At 63.9% G+C, this 26,735-nt stretch carries 28 protein-coding genes; 14 read left to right on the top strand and 14 right to left on the bottom strand.

All coding sequences use genetic code 11. The features are described from left to right. Nucleotides 1-55 precede the first annotated feature (55 nt). From ACN9MZ_RS26810 to ACN9MZ_RS26800, 3 genes are all read right to left on the bottom strand, one after another. Nucleotides 56-538 (bottom strand): GNAT family N-acetyltransferase, encoded by a 483-nt coding sequence (locus ACN9MZ_RS26810; RefSeq protein ID WP_426339849.1) that lies wholly within the window; start codon nt 536-538, stop codon nt 56-58. Next, entirely contained in the window at nt 535-1,476 is a 942-nt protein-coding gene (locus ACN9MZ_RS26805) for a DMT family transporter (RefSeq protein ID WP_426339848.1), read from the bottom strand. The genes ACN9MZ_RS26810 and ACN9MZ_RS26805 overlap by 4 nt, the downstream gene beginning before the upstream one ends. Before the next feature lie 85 nt (nt 1,477-1,561). Next, nucleotides 1,562-1,999 (bottom strand): DUF962 domain-containing protein, encoded by a 438-nt coding sequence (locus tag ACN9MZ_RS26800; protein WP_426165188.1) that lies wholly within the window; start codon nt 1,997-1,999, stop codon nt 1,562-1,564. 203 nt (nt 2,000-2,202) lie between these two features. Between ACN9MZ_RS26800 and ACN9MZ_RS26795 the strand changes: the two genes are divergently transcribed. Continuing rightward, the gene (locus ACN9MZ_RS26795; protein WP_426339847.1) at nt 2,203-2,757 is read left to right on the top strand and encodes a PEP-CTERM sorting domain-containing protein; all 555 of its coding nucleotides are present in this window, start codon (nt 2,203-2,205) and stop codon (nt 2,755-2,757) included. Nucleotides 2,758-2,798: 41 nt separating this feature from the next. Further along, nucleotides 2,799-3,332 carry a DNA-deoxyinosine glycosylase gene (locus ACN9MZ_RS26790; protein WP_426339846.1) on the top strand — a complete coding sequence of 178 codons (534 nt, stop codon included), beginning with the start codon at nt 2,799-2,801 and terminating at the stop codon, nt 3,330-3,332. Nucleotides 3,333-3,372: 40 nt separating this feature from the next. Here ACN9MZ_RS26790 and ACN9MZ_RS26785 read toward each other — a convergent pair whose 3' ends face one another. Then, entirely contained in the window at nt 3,373-4,128 is a 756-nt protein-coding gene (locus tag ACN9MZ_RS26785) for a DeoR/GlpR family DNA-binding transcription regulator (RefSeq protein WP_426339845.1), read from the bottom strand. Nucleotides 4,129-4,192: 64 nt separating this feature from the next. Here ACN9MZ_RS26785 and ACN9MZ_RS26780 point away from each other — a divergent pair, with 64 nt between their 5' ends. Together ACN9MZ_RS26780 and ACN9MZ_RS26775 are read left to right on the top strand one after the other, a co-directional pair. Then, nucleotides 4,193-5,131, top strand: coding sequence for an NUDIX domain-containing protein (locus ACN9MZ_RS26780; RefSeq protein WP_426339844.1), 939 nt, complete (start codon nt 4,193-4,195; stop codon nt 5,129-5,131). After that, on the top strand, nt 5,128-6,468 hold the full coding sequence (locus tag ACN9MZ_RS26775; protein WP_426339843.1) for a glycosyltransferase: 1,341 nt from the start codon (nt 5,128-5,130) through the stop codon (nt 6,466-6,468). The genes ACN9MZ_RS26780 and ACN9MZ_RS26775 overlap by 4 nt, the downstream gene beginning before the upstream one ends. Here the strand turns inward: ACN9MZ_RS26775 and ACN9MZ_RS26770 are convergent. Then, nucleotides 6,459-6,704, bottom strand: a complete 246-nt coding sequence (locus ACN9MZ_RS26770) for a DUF3297 family protein (protein ID WP_057260961.1) — start codon at nt 6,702-6,704, stop codon at nt 6,459-6,461. The genes ACN9MZ_RS26775 and ACN9MZ_RS26770 overlap by 10 nt on opposite strands. Before the next feature lie 8 nt (nt 6,705-6,712). Between ACN9MZ_RS26770 and ACN9MZ_RS26765 the strand changes: the two genes are divergently transcribed. Beyond that, nucleotides 6,713-6,991 carry an alpha/beta hydrolase-fold protein gene (locus ACN9MZ_RS26765; RefSeq protein WP_426342960.1) on the top strand — a complete coding sequence of 93 codons (279 nt, stop codon included), beginning with the start codon at nt 6,713-6,715 and terminating at the stop codon, nt 6,989-6,991. Here the strand turns inward: ACN9MZ_RS26765 and ACN9MZ_RS26760 are convergent. Beyond that, on the bottom strand, nt 6,975-7,811 hold the full coding sequence (locus ACN9MZ_RS26760; RefSeq protein WP_426165154.1) for an alpha/beta hydrolase: 837 nt from the start codon (nt 7,809-7,811) through the stop codon (nt 6,975-6,977). The two genes, ACN9MZ_RS26765 and ACN9MZ_RS26760, sit on opposite strands and share 17 nt — an antisense overlap. A gap of 87 nt (nt 7,812-7,898) precedes the next feature. Here ACN9MZ_RS26760 and ACN9MZ_RS26755 point away from each other — a divergent pair, with 87 nt between their 5' ends. Beyond that, on the top strand, nt 7,899-8,498 hold the full coding sequence (locus ACN9MZ_RS26755; protein WP_426339842.1) for a YdeI/OmpD-associated family protein: 600 nt from the start codon (nt 7,899-7,901) through the stop codon (nt 8,496-8,498). A 7-nt stretch (nt 8,499-8,505) separates the two neighbouring features. Here ACN9MZ_RS26755 and ACN9MZ_RS26750 read toward each other — a convergent pair whose 3' ends face one another. The 4 genes from ACN9MZ_RS26750 to ACN9MZ_RS26735 all read right to left on the bottom strand — a co-directional run bounded on the left by ACN9MZ_RS26750 (nt 8,506) and on the right by ACN9MZ_RS26735 (nt 13,699). Next, entirely contained in the window at nt 8,506-10,422 is a 1,917-nt protein-coding gene (locus tag ACN9MZ_RS26750; RefSeq protein ID WP_426339841.1) for a CocE/NonD family hydrolase, read from the bottom strand. Between the two features lie 68 nt (nt 10,423-10,490). Next, the gene (locus ACN9MZ_RS26745; RefSeq protein WP_426339840.1) at nt 10,491-11,669 is read right to left on the bottom strand and encodes a tetratricopeptide repeat protein; all 1,179 of its coding nucleotides are present in this window, start codon (nt 11,667-11,669) and stop codon (nt 10,491-10,493) included. 42 nt (nt 11,670-11,711) lie between these two features. Continuing rightward, nucleotides 11,712-12,827: a hypothetical protein gene (locus tag ACN9MZ_RS26740; RefSeq protein WP_426339839.1), complete on the bottom strand. Its 1,116-nt coding sequence runs from the start codon at nt 12,825-12,827 to the stop codon at nt 11,712-11,714. Nucleotides 12,828-12,832: 5 nt separating this feature from the next. After that, nucleotides 12,833-13,699 (bottom strand): HDOD domain-containing protein, encoded by an 867-nt coding sequence (locus tag ACN9MZ_RS26735; protein WP_426339838.1) that lies wholly within the window; start codon nt 13,697-13,699, stop codon nt 12,833-12,835. A 121-nt stretch (nt 13,700-13,820) separates the two neighbouring features. Here ACN9MZ_RS26735 and ACN9MZ_RS26730 point away from each other — a divergent pair, with 121 nt between their 5' ends. Beyond that, entirely contained in the window at nt 13,821-14,390 is a 570-nt protein-coding gene (locus ACN9MZ_RS26730; protein ID WP_426339837.1) for a DNA-3-methyladenine glycosylase, read from the top strand. Here ACN9MZ_RS26730 and ACN9MZ_RS26725 read toward each other — a convergent pair. Both ACN9MZ_RS26725 and ACN9MZ_RS26720 read right to left on the bottom strand, forming a co-directional pair. Next, a complete protein-coding gene (locus ACN9MZ_RS26725) occupies nt 14,319-16,127 on the bottom strand; it encodes a methyl-accepting chemotaxis protein (RefSeq protein ID WP_426339836.1) in 1,809 nt (602 codons plus the stop codon). The genes ACN9MZ_RS26730 and ACN9MZ_RS26725 overlap by 72 nt on opposite strands. Before the next feature lie 9 nt (nt 16,128-16,136). Continuing rightward, the gene (locus ACN9MZ_RS26720; protein WP_426319344.1) at nt 16,137-16,586 is read right to left on the bottom strand and encodes a cache domain-containing protein; all 450 of its coding nucleotides are present in this window, start codon (nt 16,584-16,586) and stop codon (nt 16,137-16,139) included. A 171-nt stretch (nt 16,587-16,757) separates the two neighbouring features. Between ACN9MZ_RS26720 and ACN9MZ_RS26715 the strand changes: the two genes are divergently transcribed. From ACN9MZ_RS26715 to ACN9MZ_RS26705, 3 genes are read left to right on the top strand one after another with little or no spacing between them, the layout of a single operon-like run. After that, on the top strand, nt 16,758-18,134 hold the full coding sequence (locus ACN9MZ_RS26715; protein WP_426339835.1) for a KamA family radical SAM protein: 1,377 nt from the start codon (nt 16,758-16,760) through the stop codon (nt 18,132-18,134). A gap of 9 nt (nt 18,135-18,143) precedes the next feature. Beyond that, nucleotides 18,144-19,469, top strand: coding sequence for an MFS transporter (locus ACN9MZ_RS26710; protein ID WP_426339834.1), 1,326 nt, complete (start codon nt 18,144-18,146; stop codon nt 19,467-19,469). Nucleotides 19,470-19,498: 29 nt separating this feature from the next. Continuing rightward, entirely contained in the window at nt 19,499-20,344 is an 846-nt protein-coding gene (locus ACN9MZ_RS26705; RefSeq protein WP_426339833.1) for a fumarylacetoacetate hydrolase family protein, read from the top strand. A 100-nt stretch (nt 20,345-20,444) separates the two neighbouring features. Here the strand turns inward: ACN9MZ_RS26705 and ACN9MZ_RS26700 are convergent, their stop codons facing one another. Beyond that, on the bottom strand, nt 20,445-21,782 hold the full coding sequence (locus ACN9MZ_RS26700; protein WP_426339832.1) for an aspartate aminotransferase family protein: 1,338 nt from the start codon (nt 21,780-21,782) through the stop codon (nt 20,445-20,447). Between the two features lie 96 nt (nt 21,783-21,878). Here ACN9MZ_RS26700 and ACN9MZ_RS26695 point away from each other — a divergent pair, with 96 nt between their 5' ends. The 4 genes from ACN9MZ_RS26695 (at nt 21,879) to ACN9MZ_RS26680 (ending at nt 26,310) form a co-directional block, all read left to right on the top strand. Next, nucleotides 21,879-22,433, top strand: coding sequence for a carboxymuconolactone decarboxylase family protein (locus ACN9MZ_RS26695; RefSeq protein WP_426339831.1), 555 nt, complete (start codon nt 21,879-21,881; stop codon nt 22,431-22,433). Nucleotides 22,434-22,514: 81 nt separating this feature from the next. After that, the gene (locus tag ACN9MZ_RS26690) at nt 22,515-23,105 is read left to right on the top strand and encodes a (2Fe-2S)-binding protein (RefSeq protein WP_426339830.1); all 591 of its coding nucleotides are present in this window, start codon (nt 22,515-22,517) and stop codon (nt 23,103-23,105) included. Between the two features lie 11 nt (nt 23,106-23,116). Further along, the gene (locus ACN9MZ_RS26685; protein ID WP_426339829.1) at nt 23,117-24,103 is read left to right on the top strand and encodes an FAD binding domain-containing protein; all 987 of its coding nucleotides are present in this window, start codon (nt 23,117-23,119) and stop codon (nt 24,101-24,103) included. Next, nucleotides 24,100-26,310, top strand: coding sequence for a xanthine dehydrogenase family protein molybdopterin-binding subunit (locus ACN9MZ_RS26680; RefSeq protein WP_426339828.1), 2,211 nt, complete (start codon nt 24,100-24,102; stop codon nt 26,308-26,310). The genes ACN9MZ_RS26685 and ACN9MZ_RS26680 overlap by 4 nt, the downstream gene beginning before the upstream one ends. An 11-nt stretch (nt 26,311-26,321) precedes the next feature. Here the strand turns inward: ACN9MZ_RS26680 and ACN9MZ_RS26675 are convergent, their stop codons facing one another. Beyond that, a complete protein-coding gene (locus tag ACN9MZ_RS26675) occupies nt 26,322-26,612 on the bottom strand; it encodes a hypothetical protein (RefSeq protein WP_426339827.1) in 291 nt (96 codons plus the stop codon). Nucleotides 26,613-26,735: the final 123 nt, after the last annotated feature.

Here is a 26,735-nt window from a genome sequence, read left to right as displayed (position 1 = left end):
TGGGTTTGCTATCCCTCGCCCGACCACACACGAGCCGCGAGGGATTTTTTTTGTCTCAGGCCTCGGCCAGCGATTGCAGCGCCGGGCCGGTCACGCGGCACACACGCCAGTCTGGCAGCACGTCGGCGCCCATCTGCTCGTAGAACTTGATCGCATTCACGTTCCAGTCCAGCACCGACCACTCAAAGCGCCCGCACTGGCGTTCGACCGCGATCCGGGCCAGCGCCGCCAGCATCTGCTTGCCGTAGCCGGCGCCGCGGCGGTTCTGCTTTACATACAGGTCTTCCAGGTACAGGCCCTTCTTGCACAGGAAGGTCGAGAAATTGTGGAAGAACAGGGCATAGGTCACCACCTCGCCCGACTCCACGCCCACGATGCCCTCCACGCCCGGCTTGGCGCCGAACATTTCCTCCTGCAGCATGGCTTCGTCAGCCACCACCAGGTGTTCCAATTTTTCGAAAACAGCCAGTTCGCGGATCATGGCCATGATGGATGCCACGTCTTCCGGACGGGCAGGACGGATAGTCAAATTGCTCATGAAGCTTTCTTCAAAGGTTTAAGGTCAACAGGAGTACGGCTGGCCGGCATCGACGGCGCCTTGAGCGCCCAGGCCACGCTGGCGATGCACACGGCCATGCCCAGGATTTCCATCCAGCCCGGCCGGTAATGTTCAAGGCGAATGCTCAGCAGGACGGAAATCACCGGCGTCACCACGCCGATATACACGGCCTTCTGCGTGCCGATGCGGTCGATCAGCGTAAAGTAGCAGGCGAACGCGATCACGGAGCCCAGCAATGACAGGTACAGCAAGCCGGCCCAGTAAGAGGGCGTGGCCGGCATGACAAAGGCATCGCCGCGCGCCAGCGCCCACAAGGCCACCAGCAGGGTGCCCCACAACATGCCCCAGGCCATGGTCAGCAGCACATTTGATTCGTGCTGGCGCACCTTGACCACCAGCGTATTGCCGACCGAGCTCGCGATGGTCGCGCCCAGCGCCAGGGCCAGGCCCAGGATGAAATGCCCCTGGCCGCCCGCCATCACCTCGCGCAGCGACTCGGAAATCGCATGATAGAACAGCAGCACCACGCCACCGACTGCCGCGCAGCCGGCAGCCCAGGTGCGCCAGGTCAGCGGGGTGCCAAAGGCAATGCGGTTCAGGATCGGATTCCAGAACACCATCAGCGCAAACAGCACCGCCACCAGCGCCGAAACGACGTACTGTTCCGCGTTATAGGTGCCGATATAGCTCAGGCCAAAACTGCAGCAACCCTGCAGGATGGTCCAGCGCTGCGCCTGCCACGACAGCTTCAGCTTGTCGCCGCGCAGCAGGCACCAGGCGAACAGCACGCTCGCGGCCAGTGCAAAGCGGTAGACGATGGAAACGGCGGGAGCGATGTCGCCCAGTTGCAGGGTAATCGCGAAGAAGGTGGAACCCCAGATAAGGCAGGCGAGAATGAAGAGTATCGATGACGGCATCCCGCCAGTATAAGTGTTTCTTCGGAGCGGCGCAGTGCGCCGGCCGGCGACGCGCAAGTCGCGGCCTTTGCAGCGCCGTCCTGGTTCAGTAGGCGAGATTCAGGCGGCGATACAGCACGCCCAGGACGAACAGCGGCCCGATCAGCAGGAAGCGCAAGTCATCGAAGAACGACGGTTTCTTGCCTTCGATCTTGTGGCCGATGAACTGGCCGATCCATGCCAGGACGAAGATCAGGCCACTCAGGGGCAGGACCGCAGCCGGCGGCAGCGCGCTCAGCACGGCCAGCATGAAGCCCGCCATCAGCAGCATGCCGAGCGCGAAATTGCGCGACAACTTGAAGTAATACACCATCGATGCCGCCGCCAGCGCCACCGCCAGCAAGGGGTGAATGGACCAGATCAGTCCCAGCAGGCTGAAGACGATCAGGGGCACGCACACGCAATGGATCGCTTCATTGGTGGGGTTCAGGTGACTCTCGCTGTACTTCAACAGCAGGGTGACGATGGCGCGCTGCTCGCTCATGGTTGCGGTCTCCAGTGTGATTGTTTGTTTAGCACTACCGTTCGATTCTACACCTGAGGAATCGGCCTTTGGTGTCGGAATTTTTTACACCCCGCGATCCTGTCATATCCTAAGTTATTGATTGGAAACAAAACATGCAATCTGGCATCATTATTGCTTAATGATTAGTTCTGTTTATTATTTACCACTATGGAGCAAGACTGATGTCGAAGAAACTGATCGCCGCCGCCCTGATCGCCGCCGCATCCAGCACCAGCGCATTCGCTGGCGTAATCGCTAGCAACACCACCGCTATCACGACGACTGGCCAGGGCTATAGCAGGGCATTCAACCTGAGCGGCCCTGCACAAAGCGACGTCATCCTGTCGATCACCGCCAAGGGCGACTACGGCACCAACTATGCTGGTTTCGACGAATACCTGAATTTCTTCCTCGATAATGTGCAACTGACCCACTGGAGCAGCACCAACGGCGGCCCGACCAATGTCGTGACCAACGTGGCTGACTACGACTACACCATCACCGGCACCATCGCGCTGACCGCAGCGCAGTGGTCGCAGTTTGCCGCCGACAAGGTACTGAATGTGCGCTGGCAAAACACTTCGATGGTGGACTCGTACGCGGTCGGTGGCGCCGACTTCGTGTCCTTCACCGTGGAAGGCCGTAACGCCGCTGCCGATATACCTGAGCCGGCTTCGCTGGCACTGTTCGGCCTGGGCCTGGGTGCGTTCGGCCTGGTACGCCGCCGCAAGGCCTGAGGCCTGGAAGCGGGCCCGGCCCGCTTGATAAAATGGCTGGCATGACGAACCTCGACGCATGCCAGGATGCGCGCAAGCGCTGCTTTGACCCGGTGGTTGACTATCGCACCCGCTTGCTGGTGCTGGGCAGCCTGCCGGGCGATAAATCGCTGGCTGTGCAAGAGTATTACGGCCACCCGCAGAACAAGTTCTGGGAACTGCTCGGCGCCGTGATCCAGGCTGACTTGCGCTCCCTGTCTTACGACGCCCGCCTGGCTACCTTGCTTGCGCATGGCATCGGATTGTGGGACGTCGTTTCAGAGGCGCATCGCAAGGGAAGCCTGGACAGCCGTATCCGCAACCGTAACGACAACGATCTGCTTGGCTTGCTCGAACGCTTCCCACATATCAAGGCGATTGCTTTCAACGGTGGCACTGCAGGGAAATTGGGCGTCAAAGTGCTCGGTATGCGAGCGGACCGGTATCAAGTCTTGACCCTGCCATCGAGCAGCCCAGCCTACACCTTGTCCTTTGCTGATAAGGTTGAGCTATGGCTGCCTTTACAGCCCTTGCTGCGCCAGGTTTGCTCGCAATGAATGCATGGGCACTTTATGGTGACTGCCGCAACTGAGTTTGCTACGCCAAGTGGACCGTGATGCCGCGCTGGCGGTAGGGCGACAGCGTTTCCTCCGGTACGCTGGCAACCGTCACCAGGGCGGCTAGCTCGTCAAGCGGAATCACCTGGTACGGCGAGGCCGTCGTCAGTTTTTCCGGCGAGGCGAGGACGATGGTTTCAGCGGCAGCGGCGCTCAAAGCCCGTTTGACTCCTGCCTCCTCGAAATCCCCGGTCGATAAGCCGGCCTCCGGGTGCACGCTGCAGACGCCCATGAAATACAGGTCGGCCCGGATCTGCCGGATCGCGTCGACAGTCGTGGCGCCCACGTTCACCACCGAATGCCTGAACAGGCGCCCGCCCAGCATGATCACCTCGATCGTTGGATGCGACACCAGTTCCAGCGCGATGGATGGGCTGTGCGTGACCACGGTAGCTTGCAGCCCAGGCGGGAGGTGGCGCACCAGCTGGGCCGAGGTCGTTCCGCCGTCGATGAACACGACTTGCCCCGGCTGTACCAGGGTGGCGGCGGCGCGGCCGATCGCGCTCTTGTCGTCGGGTGCTATTTGCTGGCGGGCGGCGAAGTCACCGATCGCAGGCGACGCCGGCAAGGCGCCGCCGTGGACGCGCTGCAGGCGTCCTTCGCGCGCCAGTTCGCGCAAGTCGCGGCGGATGGTGTCTTCCGAAACGGCAAGGGCCTGGGCGGCGTCGGTGGCGACGATCTTGCCCTCGCGGTTCAGCATCTCCAGCAGGACGAGTTTGCGTTGGGAGCTCAGCATGCTTGCATGTTTTTAATTGATCTTGCATGATTATGCATGAATTGAAAACGGGGTGGAGAAAATCATGCACGATTATGTCCGCATCAAATCGGTCCAGCTGCTGTCGGATAACTGGTACGTCCTCAAGACCACCACCTTCGACCTGAAGCGCCGTGATGGCCGCTGGCAGACCATGAGCAGGGAAACATACGACCGCGGCAATGGCGCCGTTGCCCTGCTGTATAACCGTGCCCGCCGCACGGTGCTGCTGACGCGCCAGTTCCGCTTTCCCGCCTACGTCAATCAGCATGACGGCTACCTGATCGAGGCCCCGGCTGGCCTGCTGGATGAAGCGCATCCGGAACAGCGCATGCATGCCGAGCTGGAAGAGGAAACCGGCCACAAGGTGGACAAACTGCGGCCGGTGTTCGATGTCTTCATGAGCCCCGGCTCCGTCACCGAGCGCCTGCACTTCTTCGTCGGCGAATATGACGCACAATCGAAGATCGGCAGTGGTGGCGGGTTGGAACAGGAGGGCGAGGATATTGAAGTCCTCGAACTGGACGCCGACAAGGCGCTGGCAATGACGGCCAGCGGGGAAATCCGGGACGCCAAGACCATCATGCTGCTGCAGTACCTTCACCTGCACTTGCTGCCGCCGCGCAGCATGATGATCCTGGTTGCAGGCCCATACCGCTCGGGTACGGGCGACGATCCGGAGCGCATGGCAGCAAACGTGGCCGCCATGGAGGCCCATGTTCTGCCGCTGTATCGCAAGGGCCACACCCCGGTTTTGGGTGAATGGCTGGCGCTGCCTGTGCTGCATGCCGCTGGTTCGACATATGTCGGCGATGCTGTCCATGAAGAGACTTTCCATCCGCTTTGTGAGCGCTTACTTTCACATTGCAACGCCGTCTTGCGCGTTGGCGGCGCCTCCGCCGGGGCCGATGCCATGGTGGCCGCGGCGCGCAAACTCGGCAAGCTGGTGTACCACGACCTGACGGAGATTCCGGAGGCACGATGAAAATTGGAATGCTGACCTGGGGCAGCCACGGTGATATCCGCCCCTTTCTTGCCCTTGCCGACGGCTTGCAATCCGCCGGCCATGAAGTCCACCTGGTGATCACCAGTCTCGAAGCCGAAACGTACGACAAGGTGCGTTCCGCGGCCGGGGCAAAAATCACCGTCCTGACACCGCTCACGTTCAACGCCGAGCAGGCCGAAGCCGTGGGCCAGGCTGCCTATCGCATCCGTGATCCGCTGAAGCAGATGGCCGAGATCTTGCGCCTGGCGTTTGCGCCGGCGGAGGACGCCATGTTCGAGGCGGCCAGGCGCCTGTGCGCGGAATCGGACCTGCTGGTTGGGCATTACTTCATGCACCCGCTGCAGGTTGCGGCGGAACATGCGGGGCTGCCCTACGTTAGCGTGCTCTTGTCGCATGGCGGCGTGCCAAGCGATTACGTCAATCCTCTCGGCTTGTCGATGGTCGGCAAGCACGGCAATCGCATGTTATGGTGGCTGACCCGCACACTCCTGAATCGCACTGTGCGCCACTACCCGGACCGGCTGCGCAAGCAATTGGGGATGGCGCCGATGCGCGACATCGTGTCGGACGTATGGGTATCGCGCTACCTGGCGCTGGTGGCGGTCAGCCCGCAGATCTGTCCGCGTCAACCCGACTGGCTCGACTCGATCCAGGTCTGCGGTTTCCTTGACCGGCCGAACTGTGAACTGGAAGGAGTATTGCCGCCTTCCTTGTCTGGCTTTCTTGCGGCTGGGGAAGCGCCGGTGTACATGACCTTTGGCAGCTGGATGCCCAAGGACCTCAAGGGGCAGACGGCGGCCCTGCGTTTGCTGACCGATGCTGCGCGCGAGGCAAACTGCCGTGCGATCATCCAATGCAGCGACTGGAGCGCTTGCGGCTTCAGCTCCGACGACCGTATCCTGTACGTCGCGGCGGCCCCGCACCACCAGATTTTCCCCCATTGCATGGCGATTGTTCACCACGGAGGCGCCGGGACGACGCAGTCGGCTACGCTGGCGGGCAAGCCTTCGATCGTGGTCGCCAATCTCAGTGAGCAGGAGCATTGGGGCCGTGAGCTGAAACGCATTGGCGTCGCAGGCAAGACCGTCAAACGCCGCAATGCGACAGCAGCCGGCATCGCCGCGCAGATTCGCCATGTGCGCGAAAAACCGGAGATGAGCGAGCGGGCACGCCGTATTGGCGAAGCAATGCGGCAGGAGAATGGCGTCGCGGAAGCGGTGCGGCAAATCGAGCTTCGCAGCCGAGGCGTTGAATCGACTGCGCAGGCCGGAAAAAAGGCCAGCGAAAACTGGCCTGGGGAGGAATATCAGCGGTAGAAGGCGTCTACCTTGCCTTTCAGCTTGACCAGCATCGGCTGGCCGCGGCGGTCCTTGGCCGTGGCGTGCTGGACTTTGATCCAGCCTTCGCTGATGCAGTATTCCTCAACGTCAAAGCGCTCTTTGTCGTTGAATTTGATGCCAATGTCGTGCTCGAACACGGCAGCTACGTGGTGCGGACTGCGCGGGTCGATCGACAGGTGGTCCGGGAGTTCTGGGCGGGTAGTATCGTTCATGGGGCAGGATTATACCGGAAGCCGGACCACGATTCGCGTTCCGCCGCTTCATCCGCGAAGAACTGATGCCGCAGGTGACAGCACGCTACAACACCGCTGGAGAGACCGCGCTGATAGGCGAATCGCTGGCTGGCATGTTCGTGCTGGAAACCTTCCTGCAGGCGCCGGAGATGTTCGACACCTTTATCGCCATTGACCCGACGCTATGGTGGAATAACCGCCAGATCCTGAAAACCGCTGCCGACACGCTGCGCGCCTTCCGCCCGGTATTCAAGCCGGCTGCGTGAACTGCGCCTGCAGGAAGCAGGCGATCTTCTGCTGGGTAGTCGGCAGGTAAGGGATGTTCAGGTGATCTGAATCGGGAATGATTTCGTCGTGGTGCAGGCAGGCCAGCTTGCTGACCAGCTCATTGGTGTGCGAATGCGGCACGATATCGTCGCTTGCTGCGCGCAGCACGTAGGTCGGCGCCGCCAGTTGCGTCGCGTGCTTGACCGATTCGAACCGATGCTGAAGCAGCATCGACACCGGCAGCGCAGGGAATTTACGCTGCGCCAGCGCCAGGATGGAGTCGTAAGGCGTGATCAGCACCGTGGCTTGCACCCGTCGCTGCATCGCCAGCTGCACCGCCACGCCGGAACCAAGGCTACGCCCGACCACCGCAATCCGGGTCGGGTCGACCTTGTGGTGCTTGCACAGCCAGTCGAGTTGCATGCAGGCGTCGGCAACCAGCATTTCTTCGCCGGGCTCGCCGTGCGAATCGCCATAGCCGCGGTAATTCAGGGTCAACACCGTCATGCCGGGGAACAGGTTGCCGGCATCGCGCACCAGCCAGGACACTTCTTCCGAACGGCCGCCGAAATACACCACGGCAGGCCGCACGCCCGGCTCGCGCGGCGTCATCAGCCAGCCCGCCAGGCGCGTCCCGTCGTCGCCGCGCAACACGATTGCCCGTGTGCGGTGGCCGCTGCTGCGCGGGCTTTGCACCTCGCGCTTGACGGTGGGATTGAACAGCAGCTTGCGCTGGCCGGCCATGAGGAGGGCCGTCAATCCGGCCCAGACAAACCCCACGGCGCCAGCGGCGGCGGCCACTTTGCGTGAATTGTTCATGTGTCTTAGTATGCTCCTAATGCTGAGCAAACTGCGTTAAGCAACGCACCGATGTCAGATTGCGGCAACACACTTGATAGGATGACCATGCCCACCATTGATCCGCGCGTCGACGAGTACATCGCCAAGTCAGCCGAATTCGCCCGGCCCATCCTGACCCAGCTGCGGGAAGTGATCCACGCGGCTTGCCCTGAGGTGAAGGAAACCATCAAGTGGAGCATGCCGAACTTCGACTACCACGGGATCATCTGCAGCTTTGCCGCCTTCAAGCAGCATTGCGCCCTGAACTTCTGGAAGGCTGAATTGCTGATTGCGGCCGAGAATGACAAAGGCAAGGAAGCCATGGGCCAGTTCGGCCGCATTACCTCGATCAAGGATTTGCCGCCGAAGAAAGAGCTCACGGCCTACATCAAGAAGGCTATGAAGCTCAACGAACAGGGGACCAAGGTCGCGCGTCCGAAGGCGGCGCCGCGCGACCTGGAGGTGCCGGATTACTTCATCGCCGCGCTGGAATCCAATCCGGCTGCATATGAGGCCTTTAACGAATTTTCAACCAGCGCCAAGCGCGATTACTGCGACTGGCTGACCGAAGCAAAGACCGAGGCCACGCGCGACAAGCGCATGGCCCAGGCGGTCGAGTGGATTGCCGAGGGCAAGAAGCGGCATTGGAAGTACGAGAACTGCTAGGCACCGCTTAAGGCATCACCATCAGCTGCAGGCCTGACGCCGTGCCAGGCGCACGGTAGACGCGCTGGGTGGCCTTCACGAAGTCTTCCGGCTTCGCGCTCGGGATGTTGGTGAAAGTCTGCGGATTCAGGTCGACCAGCGGGAACCAGCTGCTCTGCACATGCACCATGATGCGGTGGCCGCGGCGGAAAGTGTGCTGCACGTCGCCCAGTTGGTAGCTGAGCGGCTCCACCTTGCCCGGCACGAAAGGCTCGGGCTTTTCGAAGCTGTTGCGGAACTTGCCGCGCAGCGGATTGCCACGCACCAGTTGCTGGTAGCCGCCCATCTTCACTGACGGCGGCGCCACGTCCTTGTGCTTTTCTTCTTCCTTGTCCTGCGGGTAGTCGTTCGGGTAGACGTCGATCAGCTTGACCACGAAATCGCTGTCGGTGCCGGTGGTGGAGACGAACAGCCGGGGCGTCACCGGGCCGGCGATGGTCACGTCTTCTTCCAGCACTTCGCTCTGGTACACCAGCACGTCGGGACGCGTTGAAGCAAAGCGCTGGTCGGAAACCATGTACTCGCGTGGCACGCCGGTCGCCGGATAGCCGATATAAGGCACCGGCCTGCGCGGGTCGCTGACGTATTCGTCGAAGCCGCTGCCGGCAGCAGGCTGGGTCCAGCCAAGGGTACCGTTCGGGCCCAGGTACAACATCTTCGCCTTGGCCTGCACCGGCGGCCATGCGCTGTACTGGCGCCAGACGTTGGTGCCGGTCTCGAAGGTATTGACGGCGGCAATCGGCTGCGCCGGCTTGACGCCCTTCAACTGCTCTTCGAAGAAGGGGAGCAAGAGCTTCTTGTTGAAATACTCGCTGGTCTTGCTGTCGAATTTCACGTGGCCCAGGCGCTTGCCTTCGCCGCCGGCCCAGCCGCCGTGCGACCACGGGCCGATTACCAGGCCGTTGTAGATGCCCGGGTTGTTCTTGCCGACGGCGCGGTAGATCGAGAACGGGCCTGCCGGGTCCTCCGCATCGAACCAGCCGCCGACGGTCATCACGGCGGCCTTGACGTTCTTCATGTGCGGCGCCAGGTTGCGCGACTTCCAGAATTCGTCGTAAGTGTCGTGGTCGATGGTCGGCTTCAGGTAGGCCAGCTGCTTGGGCTGCATGCCGGCCAGGATGTTCGAGATGGTCAGGCGCTGCAGGAAGTAGTCGTAGCCGCTGGTGGTGCCGTAATCGAAATCGCTCCAGCTCTTGGGCTGGGGCGATGGATTCTTTTCTTCCGTGAAGGCGGCGTAGAAGTCGAAGTTAGCCGCCAGCATGAACGCGCCGCCATGGTAGGAATCGTCGCCCATGAACAGGTCGGTCACCGGCGCCTGCGGCGAGGCGGCCCTGATCGCCGGGTGCGAGTCGATGATGCTGGCCGCTGTGTAGAAGCCGGGATAGCTGATGCCGTAGATGCCGACCTTGCCGTTATTGTTGGCCACGTGCTTGAGCAGCCAGTCGACCGTGTCGTGCATGTCGCGGCTTTCATTGCCTTCGCCCGGTTCCAGTGCGGTCTTGGCATGCGGCGTCATTTCCTGCCACTTGCCTTCGGACATGTAGCGGCCGCGTACGTCCTGCTTGACGAAGATGTAGCCGGCGTCGCTGAAATCGGTCGAAGGGCCGAGGCGGCGCGGGAAATAGTCAGGCCCGTACTGGAGCTGGTCGTCGACATTCACGCCTGCGCTGTAGGGCGTGCGCTCGATCAGGAAGGGATAGGCCTTGCCGGCATCCTTCGGCACGTAGACGGCCGTGAACAGGCGCACGCCGTCGCGCATGGGAATGCGGAATTCGTACTTGGTGTAAGAGGAACGCAGGTCCGGTTTCTCGTCAGGCGCCGCGTGGGCGGCGCCTGCGAAGGCCAGTGCAAGGGAAAGGGCGAGGGGGCTGAGTTTGGAAAGCATGATTCCTTTATTATGCCGGAGCCAGGGCCCAATACGCTACGCGTATCGGGAGCTGGCACCGGGGTTACTTAGATTTCTCCCGGTCGAAGACGGGCTCGCGATTCGTACAGGCGCAGGGCGGCCAGTTTGCCGGCGTAGATGGCGCTGTCGCCGCGCGTGGTGCTGTTCATTACTGCCAGCGACATGTGCTTGTCGGCTTCCTTCAGGTTGCCCAGTGCGAAGGATGCCTTGGCCAGCCAGAAGTGGAACTCGTGGTAATACGGCGCACGCTGTACTTCGCGCACGAACATCGAGCGCGCTTTCTGGTAGTCGCCTTCGGCCATTGCTTTCTGTCCGATGTGGAAGAAGTAGAAGGGCGGGTAGGGTTCCAGGCGTGCCAGCTCGGCCTTGTATTTGGCCGCTTCGTCCTTCTTGCCCAGCGCATTGGTGACTTCGGACAGGTTGAACAGGATCACCGTATTCAGCGGATCATGCTGGTGGGCGAAGCGCAGCGTCGTTTCAGCCATCTGCATGTCGCCGTGGCGCTGGTAGACGGTGGACAGGGTGTTGTACCCCATCAGGAAATTGGGCTCGTATTCGATGGCGGCGCGGGCCCACCAGTAAGCCTCGTCCAGCTTGCCCTGCACCAGCGTCTCGGCGGCGCGGTTGTTCATGTACATGGCCACCACGGTGCGCTGCGAAATGATTTCGGTCGGCATCAACTCGGCATCCGGCGGCGGCAGGAAGTCGATGACAATCGAGCGCATGGTGTCGTAGGTACGCTCCGATACAGGATTTGGCTTGCTCAATACCAGGTTGACGTGGCCGCTGCTGAAGTACAGCGAACCGGAACGGCTCCAGGTGTCTTCACTGGTGATGCGCTGGAATTGCACCTCCAGCCCCAGTTCCTGGGCGAAGGCGGCAGTCATGATCACCAGCGACATGCAATTGCCGGCGCGGGCTGCAAAGGCCTCTGCGGCCGTGCGCGTTGTTTCGGAGTCGTATTCGAGGCGAAGCTGGTCGCGCTGGTACAGCGCTTCATACAGCGCCTGGTGCTTCGATTTGCCGCTTAGCGATGAACGCAGCCTGTTCGCATAGGCCTTCATTTCCGGCGACAGTTCAAAGACTTGCTCCGGCGTGATCATGTCGGCCGGCTTGCGGAAGGCTGCGTCGGTGAAGAGCGCGCGTTCAGGCGTTGAAACTGCCGGCGGACCGCTTGCGCAGCCGGCCAGCAATGCAGCGAAAATCAATGTTGACAGTAGTTTCATGGTGGCGTCTCCTCACCTCTATGAAACAAGTATGTGCGCGTCTCAGGGGGCTGTCAATTCGACGGTAATGTCGTCGATTCCGAGGGTTGCCAGGGCGTCGCGCAGGTCGTCGATCTCCGCTTCCATCTCGTCGCCCACGTCCAGGCGGCGGTCTGCGTGCGCCAGCTCGCCGGCTGCGCCGACCAGTTGCACGCCGAGGGCCGCCTCGTCCTCGGTCTCCACCAGCGTGATGATGGCGCGGGCCGGGCCATGGCTGTCCAGCGCGGCGCCGAATTCGGCCATCATGGCCAGCATCCAGTGTTCGGATTTGCCTTGCTGCAGGGCGCCATGGAACAGGTCCTGGTACAGGAAGTTCAGGCGCAGTTCGCCGGCACGGGCGGCGCCGGCCAGGCAGCGCTGCACCAGCGGCGCCGCGGAAACGGTCCAGTCCTGGTAGCGCTGCATGCGCGCTTCGAACCAGGCGTCCTGCTTCTTGCCGGCTGCCGGCACGGCGTAGAACGGGTCGTCGGCCCGCTTCAGGGCGAAGCCGAGCAGGAAGCGCAGCTCGACAGCTTCGTCGTCGGCGCCGAACGCGCTCGGCTGCCAGCCGGCGATGCTGCGCAGCAGGGCCGGGGCTTCGGCCATTTTCTTGTCCATCATGGCCGCTGCCGCTTCGTGCACCATGGCGTTCAGCTGGCTGGCGCTGATGCGTTCCATTTCGGCCAGGTCGTAGGCGTGCTGCACCAGCACTACCCTGGCTTTCGGACCTTCCAGGCCGGCGCCGGTAAAGCTGTCCAGCAGGGCAGCATACGCCTCTTCGTCCTGGAAGCCTTCCGCTTCGCGCAAGCCGCCCTGGCTGTGCACGAAGATGGGGATGGCGAAGGCGTTGATTTCCATTTCCGGGCCGTCGCCCTTGCGCAGCAGGACGGTGCCGGCGTCTTCTTCGATCGCCTCCTTCAGCGTGCGATAGGCCGCGGCGTCCTCGCCGCGCGCCAGTTCGATGGCGCCATACAGGATGGCGTCCTTGCCCTGGCGCAGGTAGCGCCGCACGGCGTGGCGCAGATCGTCTTCCTGTGCCAGCGCGAGGCTGAACAGTTCCTGGCTCAGGGTTTCATCTTTGTCGGCGGGAGGGGTATTGGGCTTGCGTGGTGCTGGGCGCTTGTTCTTTGTCTTTTGCATGCGGCTCAGTGTTCAATGTGGAAGGTTTCGTGCAATTCGTCCAGCAGGTCGGCGGTTTCGTCCTCGTTCATGCCGAGGTGGCGGCAGGCGGCCTCGCCGCCCTTGTCCCATTCCAGCGACTCGCCGTTGCCGTGGTAGCGCTGGATGGCGTGTTCGGCCAGCACCGCGCCGGCCACCAGCGAGCGGATCGCGTCGTCGGTGGCGTCGTCGCACAGCACCTCGTAGTCGTGGTGGTGCAGGATGGCCCAGGACACGTCCGGCGACAGGCCCCAGTTGCGCGCCAGCAGGCAGCCGATGGCGGCGTGGTTGGTCGTGTGGCGGGCATCTTCGATCTCGGTGAACTTGCGGTCGGCGGCGCCGTTGCAGATGTCCAGCGTCTGCCCATAGTCTTCAAAGCGCGCCATCAGGATCGGCATGCCGATGTCGCAGAACAAACCGAAGGTGTGGGCGATATCGGGCGGCGCCAGGCGCAGCTTGCGCGAAATGAAGACCAGGGCCTGGGCGCGGCAGGACGACACTTCCCAGAACTGGTTCAGGGCCGGGTTGTTGGCGCCGACCGCTTCGCGCGCCAGGATGCCGGTCAACATGGCGGCGCACTGGTTGATGCCGAGGAAGTTGATGGCTTGCTCGACCGACTTGGCCTTGCGCGCGGCGCCATAGAACGGCGAGTTGGCCAGTTTCAGCAGGGCGCCCGACATGCCGACGTCATTGCCGATAATGCGGGCGATGGCGCGCGGCGACGGGTCGTCCTGCGCCAGTTCGCGCTGCAGGTCGACCAGCAGGCTGGGACGCGGCGGGATACGGATGGAGCGCAACAGCGCGTCTTCTGCGGTCGTATTGTGGGCCGGGAGCCGGGCTGCTGCTGTTGTCATTTTGCTTCGAAAGTTGTTCTGCTGGCGGGCCCCGTCATTATCGCCTGATTTTTGCCTGCAACCCGGGGCACGAATGAGTTTTTTTTCATGCATAAATAACAGGATTGCTACAATCGATAGCATGTCTTCTCACATTTTGGCTGGTATTGATTTCAGCGCTCCCGCACAGCAAGTGGCGCGCCGCCTGATCGGCGTGACTGTGCTCGTCAATGGCGTTGGGGGACGTATTGTCGAGGTGGAGGCGTATGACCGGGAAGACCCGGCTTCGCACGCCTTTGCCGGCAAGACGGCACGCAATTTCGCCATGTTCGGGCCGCCGGCCCATGCCTATGTCTACCTCTCGCATGGCATCCACTGGTGCATGAATTTCGTGTGCCGGGAAGAAGGGCACGGGGCCGGGGTGCTGATCCGGGCCATCGAGCCGCTGCAGGGCATCCAGCAGATGCAGGCGCGGCGCGGCATGGACGACGTGCGGCTGCTGTGCTCCGGGCCGGGCCGGCTGGCGCAGGCGATGGGCGTGACGCGCGAGCTGAATGCCATGTCGCTTGGTGCGGCGCCATTCGAACTGCTGCCGCGCAAGGGGCGGGTGCAGGTCGTGGTCGGGCCGCGCATCGGCATTTCAAAGGCGGTGGATGTTCCCTGGCGTTTCGGCCTGGCTGGTTCGCCGTTTGTCAGCCGCCCATTCCGCTAAGCCCTGCCGCGCGCGCATCGGGCTGCCTGCCGCGCGGCGCTCGCCGCCATGCGCCACGTCGCGCCAGTCGTCCAAGTCGCCAAAGTCGCCCAAGTCGCCCAAGTCGTGCGCACCCGTTCCGCGTGCACCGCCGCCACTGCCCGCTGCGGCGCCTTCGCTGCCGTGCGCTGCGCTCCCGCCGGGCGCCATCTCGTCGCCCAGTTCAAACACGGCGACCGCCTGCGCCAGCCCGGCCGCCTGTTCCTGCAGGCTGGCGGCGGCGGCAGCCGCCTGTTCGACCAGGGCCGCATTCTGCTGGGTGACGTCATCAATCTGCCGCACCGCCTGGTTGACCTCGGTGATCCCGCGCGCCTGCTCCGCGCTGGCATCGCTGATGCGCTGGATAATGCTGCCAACCTGCCGTACCGAGGCCACGATATCCCCCATGCTGCCCCCCGCCACACACACCGATTCCGCGCCGCGGTCGATGGTTGCCACCGAAGCGTTGATCAGCGCCTTGATCTCGTGCGCTGCCGTGGCGCTGCGCTGCGCCAGCGTGCGCACCTCCGCCGCAACGACCGCAAACCCGCGCCCCTGCTCGCCTGCCCGCGCCGCCTCCACTGCAGCGTTCAGCGCCAGGATATTGGTCTGGAACGCAATCCCGTCGATCACGCCGATGATCTCGACAATCTTGCGCGAAGAAGAGCGAATCGCCTCCATGGTCTGCACCGCATCCGACACCGCCGCGCCGCCGCGCGCTGCCAGTTCGTTGGCATTGGCGGCCACCTGGCAAGCCTGGCGCGCATGGTCGGCATTGCTGCGCACCGCCGCCGCCAGGCTGTCGACGGCGCTGGCCGTTTCCTCCAGTGAGCTGGCCTGCAGCTCGGTGCGTGCCGACAGGTCCATATTCCCGGTTGCGATCTCGCGCGACGCCACGTCGATCTGCTGTACCGCGCCGCGGATGGCGCGGATGGTACCGTTCAGTTGCGCCACGCTTCCGTCCAGCGCCCGCGCCGTATCGGCAATTTCATCGCGACCGCGCGCCGGCGAGCGCGCTACCAGCTGGCCCGACGCCAGGCTGCGCACGCCGTCGCCGATGGAATGGATGTCCCGCAACAGCGCGCGCCGTACCAGCATTGACACCGCCAGCGATAGCGCCACCGACAGCAGCAGCAAGCCGGCCATCGCCATGCCCAGCAGGCGGAACTCCTGGCGCGCGCCGTCGTAGGCTGCCTCGCTGAGGGCTTTTTCCAGCGCAGCCAGTTGCGACAGCTGCAGGTCCAGCGCCGCAAACTGGCGCTCCGCCTTGGCCATGGCATTGGTCGCGATCGACTGGTCCACCTGCGCCAGTTCGATGGTCTCCTGCACCGACTTGCGATAGCTCGCCAGTGCCTGCTGCGAGCCTGCCAGCAAGCCGCGCTCCTCGGGCGCCGCCTCGCGCCCCAGTTGCTCCAGCCGCGTGCCGACTGCTGCATGCCGGTTGCGCAGCTGTGCCGTCAGTGCGTCCAGCCGCGCCTGCGCAAAGCTGCCGTTGATCCAGGCCAGGAGCTGGTAGATATTGGCATGCGCCATGCGCGCCTCGCCCGCCACGTCGGCCACTGCCTGCAGCCGCGCCGCGCGCAGCTGCACCAGGTTTTCCATCGATGCGTTCTGCCTTACCATGCCGAACCAGGCGCATGCCGCTGTCGCCAGCAGCAGCGCCAGTACCACGCCCGGCGCCAACAACAGCTTGGGTCCAATCCGCAGTCGGTTCAGCATGGCCGCCTCCTACTTTTTGTAAATGCCTGCTTCCAGCACCGCGTCGCCGACGCGCTGGATGTAGGTGGTCTTCGGTTCGATCTTGCCGGTGGTGGGGTTCTTGTACATGTAGTCGACCCAGCCCTTGCCCTTGCGGGCGGCCAGTTCGATGATCTCGCGCCGGTACTTCTTGCCGCTGGCATCCGGCACATCGGTCAGGTCCTTGCCGACGATGGTGGGATTGACCGGGTGCGCCAGCACGATGCCCGACTGCAGGTCGCGGATATCGACGTACAGCGCGCCCTGGATGAATTCAGGATCCTTGGCGGAGATCTTCTCGATGAATTTGTCCTTGCCATGCTGCTTGATGAAGGCCGCGCCTTTTTCCACCATGGCGATGGCGTCCTTTTCGGTCGGCTCGCTGGCTTGGGGCGCCGCCATGGCGAGGAAGAGCAGTGGTGCTAGCAGGATGTGTTTCATGCCGGTCTCCTTGGCAGGGATGGAAGCCCAACTGTACGTCTGCACACCTGGTCGGCAATTGCGCAAACGCAAGCTCGTAGGATTTTTCCGGCTAGGCATTGAGCCACGGCAATAGGCCGTTTCTTAATCGGACCATCATGAAGTCCTAGCCCACCCACCCAGGAGTACGCCATGACCGCCGACGCCCTGCCCAAGTTCAAGCCATACACCCGCCAAACCATCCGCCAGGCGCCGCAGTGGGAACTGCTGACGCCCGAGCAGCAGGAAGCGGTGCAGGTCATCTCGCATGTGCTGCCGTTTCGCACCAACCAGTACGTGCTGGACCAGTTGATCGACTGGGACAATATCCCGGACGATCCGATTTACCGCCTGGTGTTCCCGCATCGCGACATGCTGCCCGCGCACGAATACTGGCAGCTGCGCGACCTGGTCCTGGTCAGGCAGGATGACGCAGCCGCGCAACAGCTGGTGCGGCAGATCCGCCTGCGCATGAACCCGCATCCGGCAGGACAGATGACGCACAACGTGCCGCGCGTGAACGATGCCCCCTTGCGCGGCCTGCAGCACAAGTACAAGGAGACAGTGCTGTTTTTCCCCAGCGCGGGCCAGACCTGCCACGCCTACTGCACTTTCTGCTTCCGCTGGCCGCAGTTCGTCGGCATGGACGACATGAAGTTCGACGCGCGCGAGACCACGCAGCTGGTGGAGTACCTGAAGACGCACAAGGACGTGACGGATGTGCTGATCACGGGCGGCGACCCGATGATCATGAACACGCGCTCGATGGAGGAGATCATCACGCCCCTGCTCGCACCCGGCCTGGAACATATCCAGAACATCCGCGTCGGCACCAAGTCGGTGTCGTACTGGCCGCAGCGCTATGTCAGCGACCGCGACGCCGACGACCTGCTGCGGCTGTTCGAGCGCGTGGTTGCAGCAGGCAAGAACATGGCGATCATGGGGCACTACAACCACGCGGTGGAGTTGCGGCAGGAAGTAGCGCAGCAGGCGGTCAAGAGGATTGTCGGCACCGGCGCCACCTTGCGCATGCAGGGACCCTTGATCAGGCATATCAACGAAGACCCGGCCAGCTGGGCGGAGCTGTGGCGCACCGGCGTGAGGCTGGGCGCGATCCCGTACTATATGTTCGTCGAGCGCGATACCGGGCCGCGCGAGTACTTCCAGCTGCCGCTGGCGCGTGCGCACGAGGTGTTCCAGCAGGCTTACCAGATGGTATCCGGCCTGGCGCGCACGGTGCGCGGTCCCTCCATGAGTGCATTTCCCGGCAAGGTGGTGATCGACGGCGTGGCCCAGGTCGGCGGCGAGAAGGTGTTTGCCCTGCAGTTCCTGCAAGCGCGCAATGCGGACTGGGTACGCAAGCCGTTCTACGCAAAGTACGACCCGACAGCGACCTGGTTCGACCAGCTCCGGCCGGCGTTCGGACGCGACAAGTTCTTCTTTGAGGAGGGCGAGCAGGGAACTGGGCATGTACCCGGCGTGGCAACGGTGCCGGTGCTGCCGCGCCGGGTGATTCCACTGGTCGCGTAGGAGCATGCGATGCGCGCGCCCGCCGCCACTCGCGATGCGCAAGCGGCAGCGCCGCTTCCCAGTGATTGGCGCAGGCGATGGGCGACGGCACCAGCGCGCTGGTGGTGCGGGCGCGAGCGGGTGCCGGGTACCTTGTCCGGTCCCGCCACGCTGTTCCTGGTGTTCATTCCCTTCGCGCTGGGACACTATATCTCCTGGCTGCTGCGCAGCGTGAACGCCATGCTGGCGCCGCAGCTCGTGGCGCAGGCAAACCTGACGCCGTCGCAGCTTGGCATGTTGACCAGTACCTACTTCCTCGCCTTCGCGTTCGCCCAGCTTCCAATCGGCATTGCGCTGGACCGCTACGGGCCGCGCCGCGTGCAGTTCGTGCTGCTGCTGATCGCTGCCATTGGCACGCTGGCTTTTGCGGGCGGCAGGGATTTCGCCGGCCTTGCGATTGCACGCGCGCTCATGGGTTTCGGACTTGCGGCCTGTTTCATGTCGGCCATCAAGGCGCTTAACACCTGGCTGCCGGCGAACAAGCTCCCTTCAGTGCAAGGCTACCTGATCGCTGCCGGCGGCCTGGGCGCGGCAACGGCCACTTTGCCTGTGCGCCTGGCCTTGCACCATATGAGCTGGCAATGGCTGATGATTGCGCTGGCCGGTGCCTGCATCGCGGTCGCTTTGTTGATCCTGTTCCTCGCTCCGACGCCGCCGGCCGCGCCACCGCGCCCGTTCACCCGCAGCGCACTGGTGGAAACTTTCACCCACCCGGTATTCCGCGAGACCGCGATGCTGGTCCTGCTGCCGCATACGGTCTTCTTTGGCGTGCAGGGACTGTGGATAGCGCGCTGGCTGGCCGATGTGCCCCGCTACGGCGAGCAAGCTATCGCCTGGCTGCTCTACCTAGGGATGGCGGCGGTGATCTTCGGCTCGATCGCGGTCGGCATGCTGACCGAATGGGCGGCGAAGCGAGGCTGGCGCACGCTCGATATTGCGGCTGCGGGAATACTGGTGTTCTTGCTGCTGCAATGTGCTTTCGCATCAGGCTGGCGGCCGGCGCAGCAGGTGCTTCCAGTGTTGTTCATGCTGGTCGGCTGCGTCACCGGAATGGAATATTCCATCGTGGCGCAAGCCGTGCCGCCAGCATTGACGGGGCGCGCTTCGACCTGCCTCAACCTGCTGATCTTCATCGGCGCCTTCATCGTGCAGGCCGGCTTCGGCCAGGTGATCGGTTTCTGGCGGCCATCGCCGCTGGGGAATTACCCGGCTGTGGCGTATCAATGCGCTTTCGCTTTGCTGGTGCTGATCCAGTTGCCGGGCCTGTGCCGCTACCTGCTCCGACGCTTCCGGTAGAATGTCGCCTTCAACACGAAGGAAGATTTATGAAACTGGTGCGTTACGGCCGTATAGGCAAAGAAAAACCTGGCCTGATCGATGAATTCGGCAAACTGCGAGACCTGTCCGGCGTGATCAGCGACTTGGCCGGCGCCAACCTGTCCGACAAGGTACTGCGCAAGCTGGCCAGGATCGATCCCGAAACGCTGCCGGTTGTGCGCGGCAATCCGCGCTTTGGCGTGCCCGTTGCCAAAGTGGGCAAGTTCATCGGCGTTGGCTTGAACTACGCCGACCACGCGAAGGAAGCCGGCCTGCCGATTCCGAGCGAACCGATTATTTTCATGAAGGCGATTACCTGCCTGTCCGGCCCGGACGATCCGATCATGCTGCCGAAAGGATCGAAGAAGACCGACTGGGAAGTGGAACTGGGCGTGGTAATCGGCACCCGTGCGCGCAATGTCAGCGAGGAAGACGCCGAGAAGCATATCGCCGGCTATTGCGTGGTGAATGACGTGTCCGAGCGCGAGTTCCAGCTGGAGAGCGGCGGCACCTGGGACAAGGGCAAAGGCTGCGATACCTTCGGCCCGGTCGGCCCGTGGCTGGTGACGCGCGACGAGGTGTGGAACCTGGACCAGCTGGACCTCTATCTTGAGGTGAACGACAAGCGCATGCAGACCGGCTGCACGGAGACCATGATTTTCAAGGTGCCGCAGCTGGTGGCCTATATTTCGCGCTTCATGACGCTGGAGCCGGGCGACATCATCGCCACCGGCACCCCGCCCGGCGTTGGGCTGGCGCGCAAGCGCTTCCTGAAGAAGGGCGACTTCGTGCGCCTTGGGATTGCAGGCCTTGGCGAGCAGCAGCAGGACGTCATCGGGTATCAGGAGTACTAAAACCGGTAAATCTGGGTCTGACCCGAGGGGCAGACCCGACCGACGAAGGTTGCGTAGGCGGGTCCGACTCTTGGGGGGGGGGGAGCCCGGTTTACCGGTTTTAAGCCGGCCGCACGCGAAGCAAAGCCCGCTCCAGCCCATCGCTCAGGCGCGCCACAATCTGCTGCAAATCCACTTCCGTCGCAATGAACGGCGGCGCCAGCAGCACATGATCCCCCCGCCGGCCGTCAATGGTGCCCCCCATCGGATACACCATCAACCCGCAGTCCATGCAGGCATCCTTCACCGCGGCATGCAGCCGCAAGTCCGGATCGAACGGCCGCTTGCCCTCCCGATCCTGCACCAGCTCCAGGGCCAGCAGCATGCCGCGCCCCCTGATGTCCCCCACATTCGGATGCAACGAGAACGCATCGCGCAACATGCGCTTGAACGACGCTCCGCGCACAGTCACCGCCCCCAGCAGCGAATCGCGCCGGATCACCTTCTGCACCGCCAGCGCCGCCGCTGCCGCCACCGGATGTCCCACATAAGTATGCCCATGCTGGAACACGCCGCTGCCTGAACGAAGCCGCTGCACGATATGGTCACGCGCAACCACTGCACCGATCGGCTGGTAGCCCGCGCCCAGTCCCTTGCCCAGCGCCACGATATCGGGCACCACGCCTTCCTGCTCGATTGCATACAAGGTCCCGGTGCGTCCCATGCCGCACATGACCTCATCTGCAATCATCAGGATGCCATACTTGTCGCACAACGCACGCACGCCCTTGAAATAGCCCGGCGTCGGCGGCACTGCGCCGCTGGTGGCGCCCACCACTGTCTCCGCGCAGAAGCCGATTACGTGTTGCGGCCCCAGGTCGAGAATCTTGGCCTCCAGCTCCTGCAGCAGGTTGACCGTGTACTCGTGCACATCCTGCCCGGCGCGGCGCTCGCGGTATTCAAAGCAGGGCGACACGCGCGCCACGTCCATCAGCATCGGCTCGAAATGGCGCCGGCGATACTCGTTGCCGCCCAGGGCCAGCGCGCCCAGCGTGTTGCCGTGATAGCTCTGGCGGCGGGCGATGAACACGCGCCGCTCCGTTTGGCCATGCTCGACGAAATACTGGCGCGCCAGTTTCAGCGCTGCCTCGATGGCTTCCGATCCGCCCGATACCAGGTAGGCATAATTCAAGTCGCCGGGCGCATCCTGCGCCAGCCGTTCGCCCAGTTCTTCCGCCACCTCGGTCGTGAAGAAAGAGGTATGCGCGTAGGCTGCCACCTTGAGTTGCGACTGCATGGCCGCCAGCACGTCCGGATGGCTATGTCCCAGCGAGGAAACAGCGGCGCCCCCGCTGGCATCGAGATAGGTCTTGCCCTCGCTATCGCGCACTTGCATGCCGGAAGCACAGACGGCTACGGGCGGTGTGCGGCGCAGGTCGCGGTGGATCAGGTGGGTCATGGCGGCTCCTCGCAGGATTGGTGGTCCAAGGACATTAGCGCGCGTGCCGCAGCCGTGTTTTGATTTTTCTCCTGTCCTGTGCGACCATTTGTGGCTATGAGTGAACGACTAGGACCTATTCCCCCTTCGGAGATGACAGCCGAGCAGCGCGCCGCCGCGCAGGCAGTCATCGATGGCCCGCGCGGCGCGTTGTACGGACCCTTCGTGCCGCTGCTGCACAGTCCCGAACTGATGGCTTGCACCCAGCGGCTCGGCGAGTACCTGCGCTACCGCAGCGCGATCGGCACCCGCCTGACCGAACTGGCCATCCTGGTCACTTCGCGCCAGTGGGACCAGCAGGTGGAATGGGCGATCCACGCGCCGATTGCGGCGCAGGCAGGGATTCCGCAAGCCGTGATCGACGCCATCGCGGCACGCCAGGCGCCAGCCGGCTTGCAGCCGGACGAGCAGGCGGTCTACGATTTCTGCCACGAACTTCACAGCACCAGGCAAGTCAGCGACGCCACCTGGGCAGCGGCCATGCTGCAATTCGGCGAAAAGGGCGTGACGGACCTGATGGGTATCAACGGCTACTACACCTTGCTGGCCATGGTGATGAATGGCGCGCGCTCGGCAGCGCCGCCGTCGACCGCAACTCCCCTCGCAATATAGCCTTTGTGTGCGCGGGCTAACGGAAGCCCGGCGCCTGACGCGGCACCATCGATAGCGCTGCTTTTTCCGGGGGAGCGAACGATGCCTGACCGCCGAAGTTTCCTGCAATCCGCGCTGGCCGTCGTCGGCGCCACGCAAGTGCCGGCCGCGACGAGCGCAGCGCCGCCCACCGCCGCGGCGGCACCCGCCGCGCCACCGCGGCCGGTCCACCTGAACATCAATGGCCGCGATTACAGCCTGTCGCTTGAGCCGCGCGTGACGCTGCTCGATGCGTTGCGCGAACATATCGGCCTGGCCGGCACCAAGAAAGGCTGCGACCGCGGGCAATGCGGCGCCTGCACGGTCCTGGTCGACGGCCGCCGCATCAACGCCTGCCTGACGCTGGCCGTCATGCATGAAGGCCAGCGCATCACCACGATCGAAGGGCTGGCGCGCGGCGACGCGCTGTCGCCGCTGCAGCAAGCTTTCCTCGAGCACGACGCCTTCCAGTGCGGCTATTGTACGCCGGGCCAGATTTGCTCCGCCACGGCCTTGCTGGAGGAGGTGCGCGCCGACGGGGCCGGTTTCACCGACGACGAGATCCGCGAGCGCATGAGCGGTAATGTCTGTCGCTGCGGCGCCTATCCCAATATCGTCGCCGCCATCCGCGAGGTGGCGCTGCGGCGCAGTTAAGCGAGCGCACCATGCAATCGATCTACTATGAACGTGCCCGCGATGCGGCGGATGCCTTGCGCCTGGCGCAGCAGGAAGGTGCGCGCTTCATCGCCGGCGGAACCAACCTGCTGGACCTGATGAAGGGCGACGTCGAGCACCCGCTGCGCCTGGTCGACGTCAGCCACGCAGGCCTGGACCGGATCGAAGAATTGCCCGGCGGCGGCCTGCGCATCGGAGCCGTTGTCCGCAATGCCGATGCGGCACGCCATGCCGGGGTGCGCGAGCGCTATCCTTTGCTGGCGCAAGCCATGCTGTCCGGCGCCTCGGCGCAGTTGCGCAATATGGCCACCATGGGCGGCAACCTGATGCAGCGCACACGCTGTCCTTACTTTACCGATACGGCCTTCAGCCATTGCAATAAGCGCCAGCCCGGCTCCGGCTGCGATGCCCGCGAGGGCTACCAGCGCATGCACGCGATCCTGGGCGCCAGCCCGTCCTGCGTGGCAGTCAATCCCTCCGACATGAGCGTCGCGCTGGCGGCGCTGGATGCCGTGGTATTGCTGCGCGGGCCGCAAGGCGATCGCGAAGTTGCGCTGGGCGACTTCCATCGCTTGCCGGGCGACGCGCCGCAGCGGGACACGGTATTGCAGCCCGGCGAGCTGATCGTCGCCATCGATTTGCCGCCATCGCGCATGGCGCGCCACAGCCACTATCTCAAGCTGCGCGACCGGGCCAGTTATGCCTTTGCGCTGGTGTCGGTGGCGGTCGCGCTGGCGATGGACGGCGGCACGGTGCGTGAAGCGCGCATCGCACTGGGCGGCGTGGCGCACAAGCCATGGCGCCGCCCTGAAGCGGAAGCGCTGTTGCAGGGCCGCCCGCTCGACGAAGCGCAGTGCCGCGCCGCCGCCCAGCGCCTGCTCGAAGGGGCGCAACCGCTGGGAGGCAACCGCTTCAAGGTTGACCTCGCGCAGCGCGCCATCGTGCGCGCGCTACGCATCGCAGGGGAGGGCGTATGAAACAGGTCGGACAAGCCATCCCGCGCACCGACGGGCGCCTGAAAGTCACGGGCTCCGCCCCCTTTTCTGCCGAGCATGCCCTGCCGCGCGTAGCCCACGCAGTGCTGCTGCTCAGCACCATCGCCAGGGGGCGCGTCAATGCGATCGATACGGCACGGGCAAGCGGAATGCGCGGCGTGCTGGCCGTCATGTCGCACAAGAATGCACCGCGCCTGCCGCGCGAAAAGCCGGGCGGCGAGGAGCAGAAACCGCCGCCGCCAAAGCTGAACCTCCTGCAGGATGACGAGATCAGGTACAACGGCCAGCCGATTGCCGTGGTGGTGGCGGAAACGCTGGAGCAGGCGCAGGACGCGGCACGCGCGATCAAGGTGCGCTACGCCCCGCAGCCGGCGCTGCTGGACTTCCAGGCCGCCAAGCGCACGCTGCGCAAGCCCAAGGAGCAGCCGGAGCGGCCGATGCAGACGCAGCGGGGCAATGTGCAGGCCAGCCTGGCGCAAGCCGCCCAGCGCGTCGACGTGCTGTACACGACGCCGATCGAGAACCACAACCCGATGGAACCGCATGCCACCACCGCTGCCTGGGAGGGAGACCATCTCACGCTGTACGACGCCACGCAGTACGTTTCAGGCGTGAAGAAGAATTGCGCCCGTGCGCTCGGCATCCCGCCGGAAAAGGTGAGGGTGGTGTCGCCCTACGTTGGCGGCGGCTTTGGCTGCAAGGGCAATATGTGGTCGCACGTGGTGCTGGCCGCGATGGCCGCGCGCATGGTGGGACGCCCTGTCAAGCTTGCGCTAGAGCGGATACAGATGTTCGCACCGGTTGGCGCCCGGCCGATGACGGAACAGCGCTTGCGCATTGGCGCCGGCCCCGATGGCCGCTTGCTTGCGGTCATCCACGACACGATCTCGCACACGTCCGTGCAGGACGACTTTACGGAACCATGCAGCTCGCCAACCCGCATCCTGTACGCCAGCGACAGCCTGCAAACCACGCAGCAACTGGCGACGCTGAACGTTGGCGTGCCGACCTATATGCGCGCGCCAGGCGAGGCGACGGGCAGCTTTGCCCTTGAATGCGCCATCGACGAAATGGCCTATGCACTGAACATGGACCCGGTCGCGCTGCGGCTGCAGAACTACGCCGAGCAAGATCCGGAGAAGAACATCCCCTTCTCGGCCAAGCAGCTGCGCGAGTGCTACAAGGTGGCAGCGGAACGTTTCGGCTGGGCCAGGCGAACCTCCGCACCGCGTTCGATGAAAGCCGGCCGCACGCTGGTTGGCTGGGGCATGGCAACTGCCACCTATCCGGCCAATCGCATGCCGGCCAAGGCCTGGGCCGGCATCGCGCCCGACGGCTCGGCGCTGGTGCGCTGCGGCTCACAGGATATAGGTACCGGCACCTACACCATCATGAGCCAAGTGGCGGCAGATGCGCTTGGCCTGCCGCTGGAAAAAGTGCGCTTTGAGCTGGGCGACAGCGAGATGCCCGAAGCGCCGGTCTCGGGCGGCTCGATGACTGCGGCCAGCATCGGCCCGGCCGTGCATCGTGCCTGCACGGCCGCACGCGACAAGCTGGTGGCGCTGGCAGTGGCTGACACGGCATCGCCGCTGCATGGCTTCAATGCGGCCGAAGTCGAAGCGGCAGGAGGCTGGCTGCGGTTGCGCGCCACGCCGGAACGCGGCGAGCCGATGGCTGCAGTCATCGCACGCAACGGCGGGCAAGCCGTTACCGGCGACGCGGAAGCCGGGCCGGGCGAGGAAAAGAAGCAATATTCCATGCATTCCTTCGGCGCTGTTTTTGTCGAAGTGCAGGTGGATCCTGACCTTGGCACAGTGCGCGTGCCGCGCATCGTGGCCTGCTACGACGTGGGCACTGTGCTGAATGCGAAGACCGCGCGCAGCCAGTTCATCGGCGGCATCGTGTGGGGCCTGGGCATGGCCCTGATGGAAAAGACCGAAATGGACTGGCGCTACGGCCGTGCCGCCAATGCCAGCCTGGCCGACTACCACGTGCCGGTGAACGCCGACGTGGGCGACATCGACGTCGTGGCGCTGCCGGGCAACGACACCCGCTTCAATGAGCTGGGCGCACGCGGCATCGGCGAGATCGGGATCGTCGGCGTGGCCGCCGCGGTCGCAAACGCGGTCTACCACGCCACCGGCAAGCGCGTGCGCGACCTGCCGATCACCCTCGACAAGCTGGTGTGATCCCCACGCACTTAATGAAGGCACTTGAGGCTGAACGCGTCGGCGCCGGTACGGAATCGAGCGTACGGGCGTAGCCGGATTCCTGCTGCGTTCAGCGCTGACCGGGCAGTTGCCTCGACGTTTTCGGTATTGAAACACCAGGCTTCCGCAGGCGCATTCAGGATGCGCAGGATCTCGGCGTCAGGCACGCCGGCTTGCGAAAGGTAGGTCCAGGCATATATGCTGCCATGGACGAAATCGATACATTGGGCATTGAGCTCCAGTTGGTCGCGGTACGGCGACGCGGCAGGACGGGCGCGCATGGGAATCATCACTTTCAAGGCGGCGTCGCACTGGGGCAGGGTGCGCGGTTAATGGTCGCTGCGGTGCATGGGAGCGATAGGAACAAGATAAATGAGTAAATATCTTATTGCAAGTATTGGAAT

The sequence above is a fragment of the Pseudoduganella sp. S-14 genome, from assembly GCF_049913285.1.
Taxonomy (GTDB): domain Bacteria; phylum Pseudomonadota; class Gammaproteobacteria; order Burkholderiales; family Burkholderiaceae_D; genus Rugamonas.
Note: the sequence above shows the minus strand (reverse complement) of the source record. Positions and strands in the feature narration are given on the sequence as shown.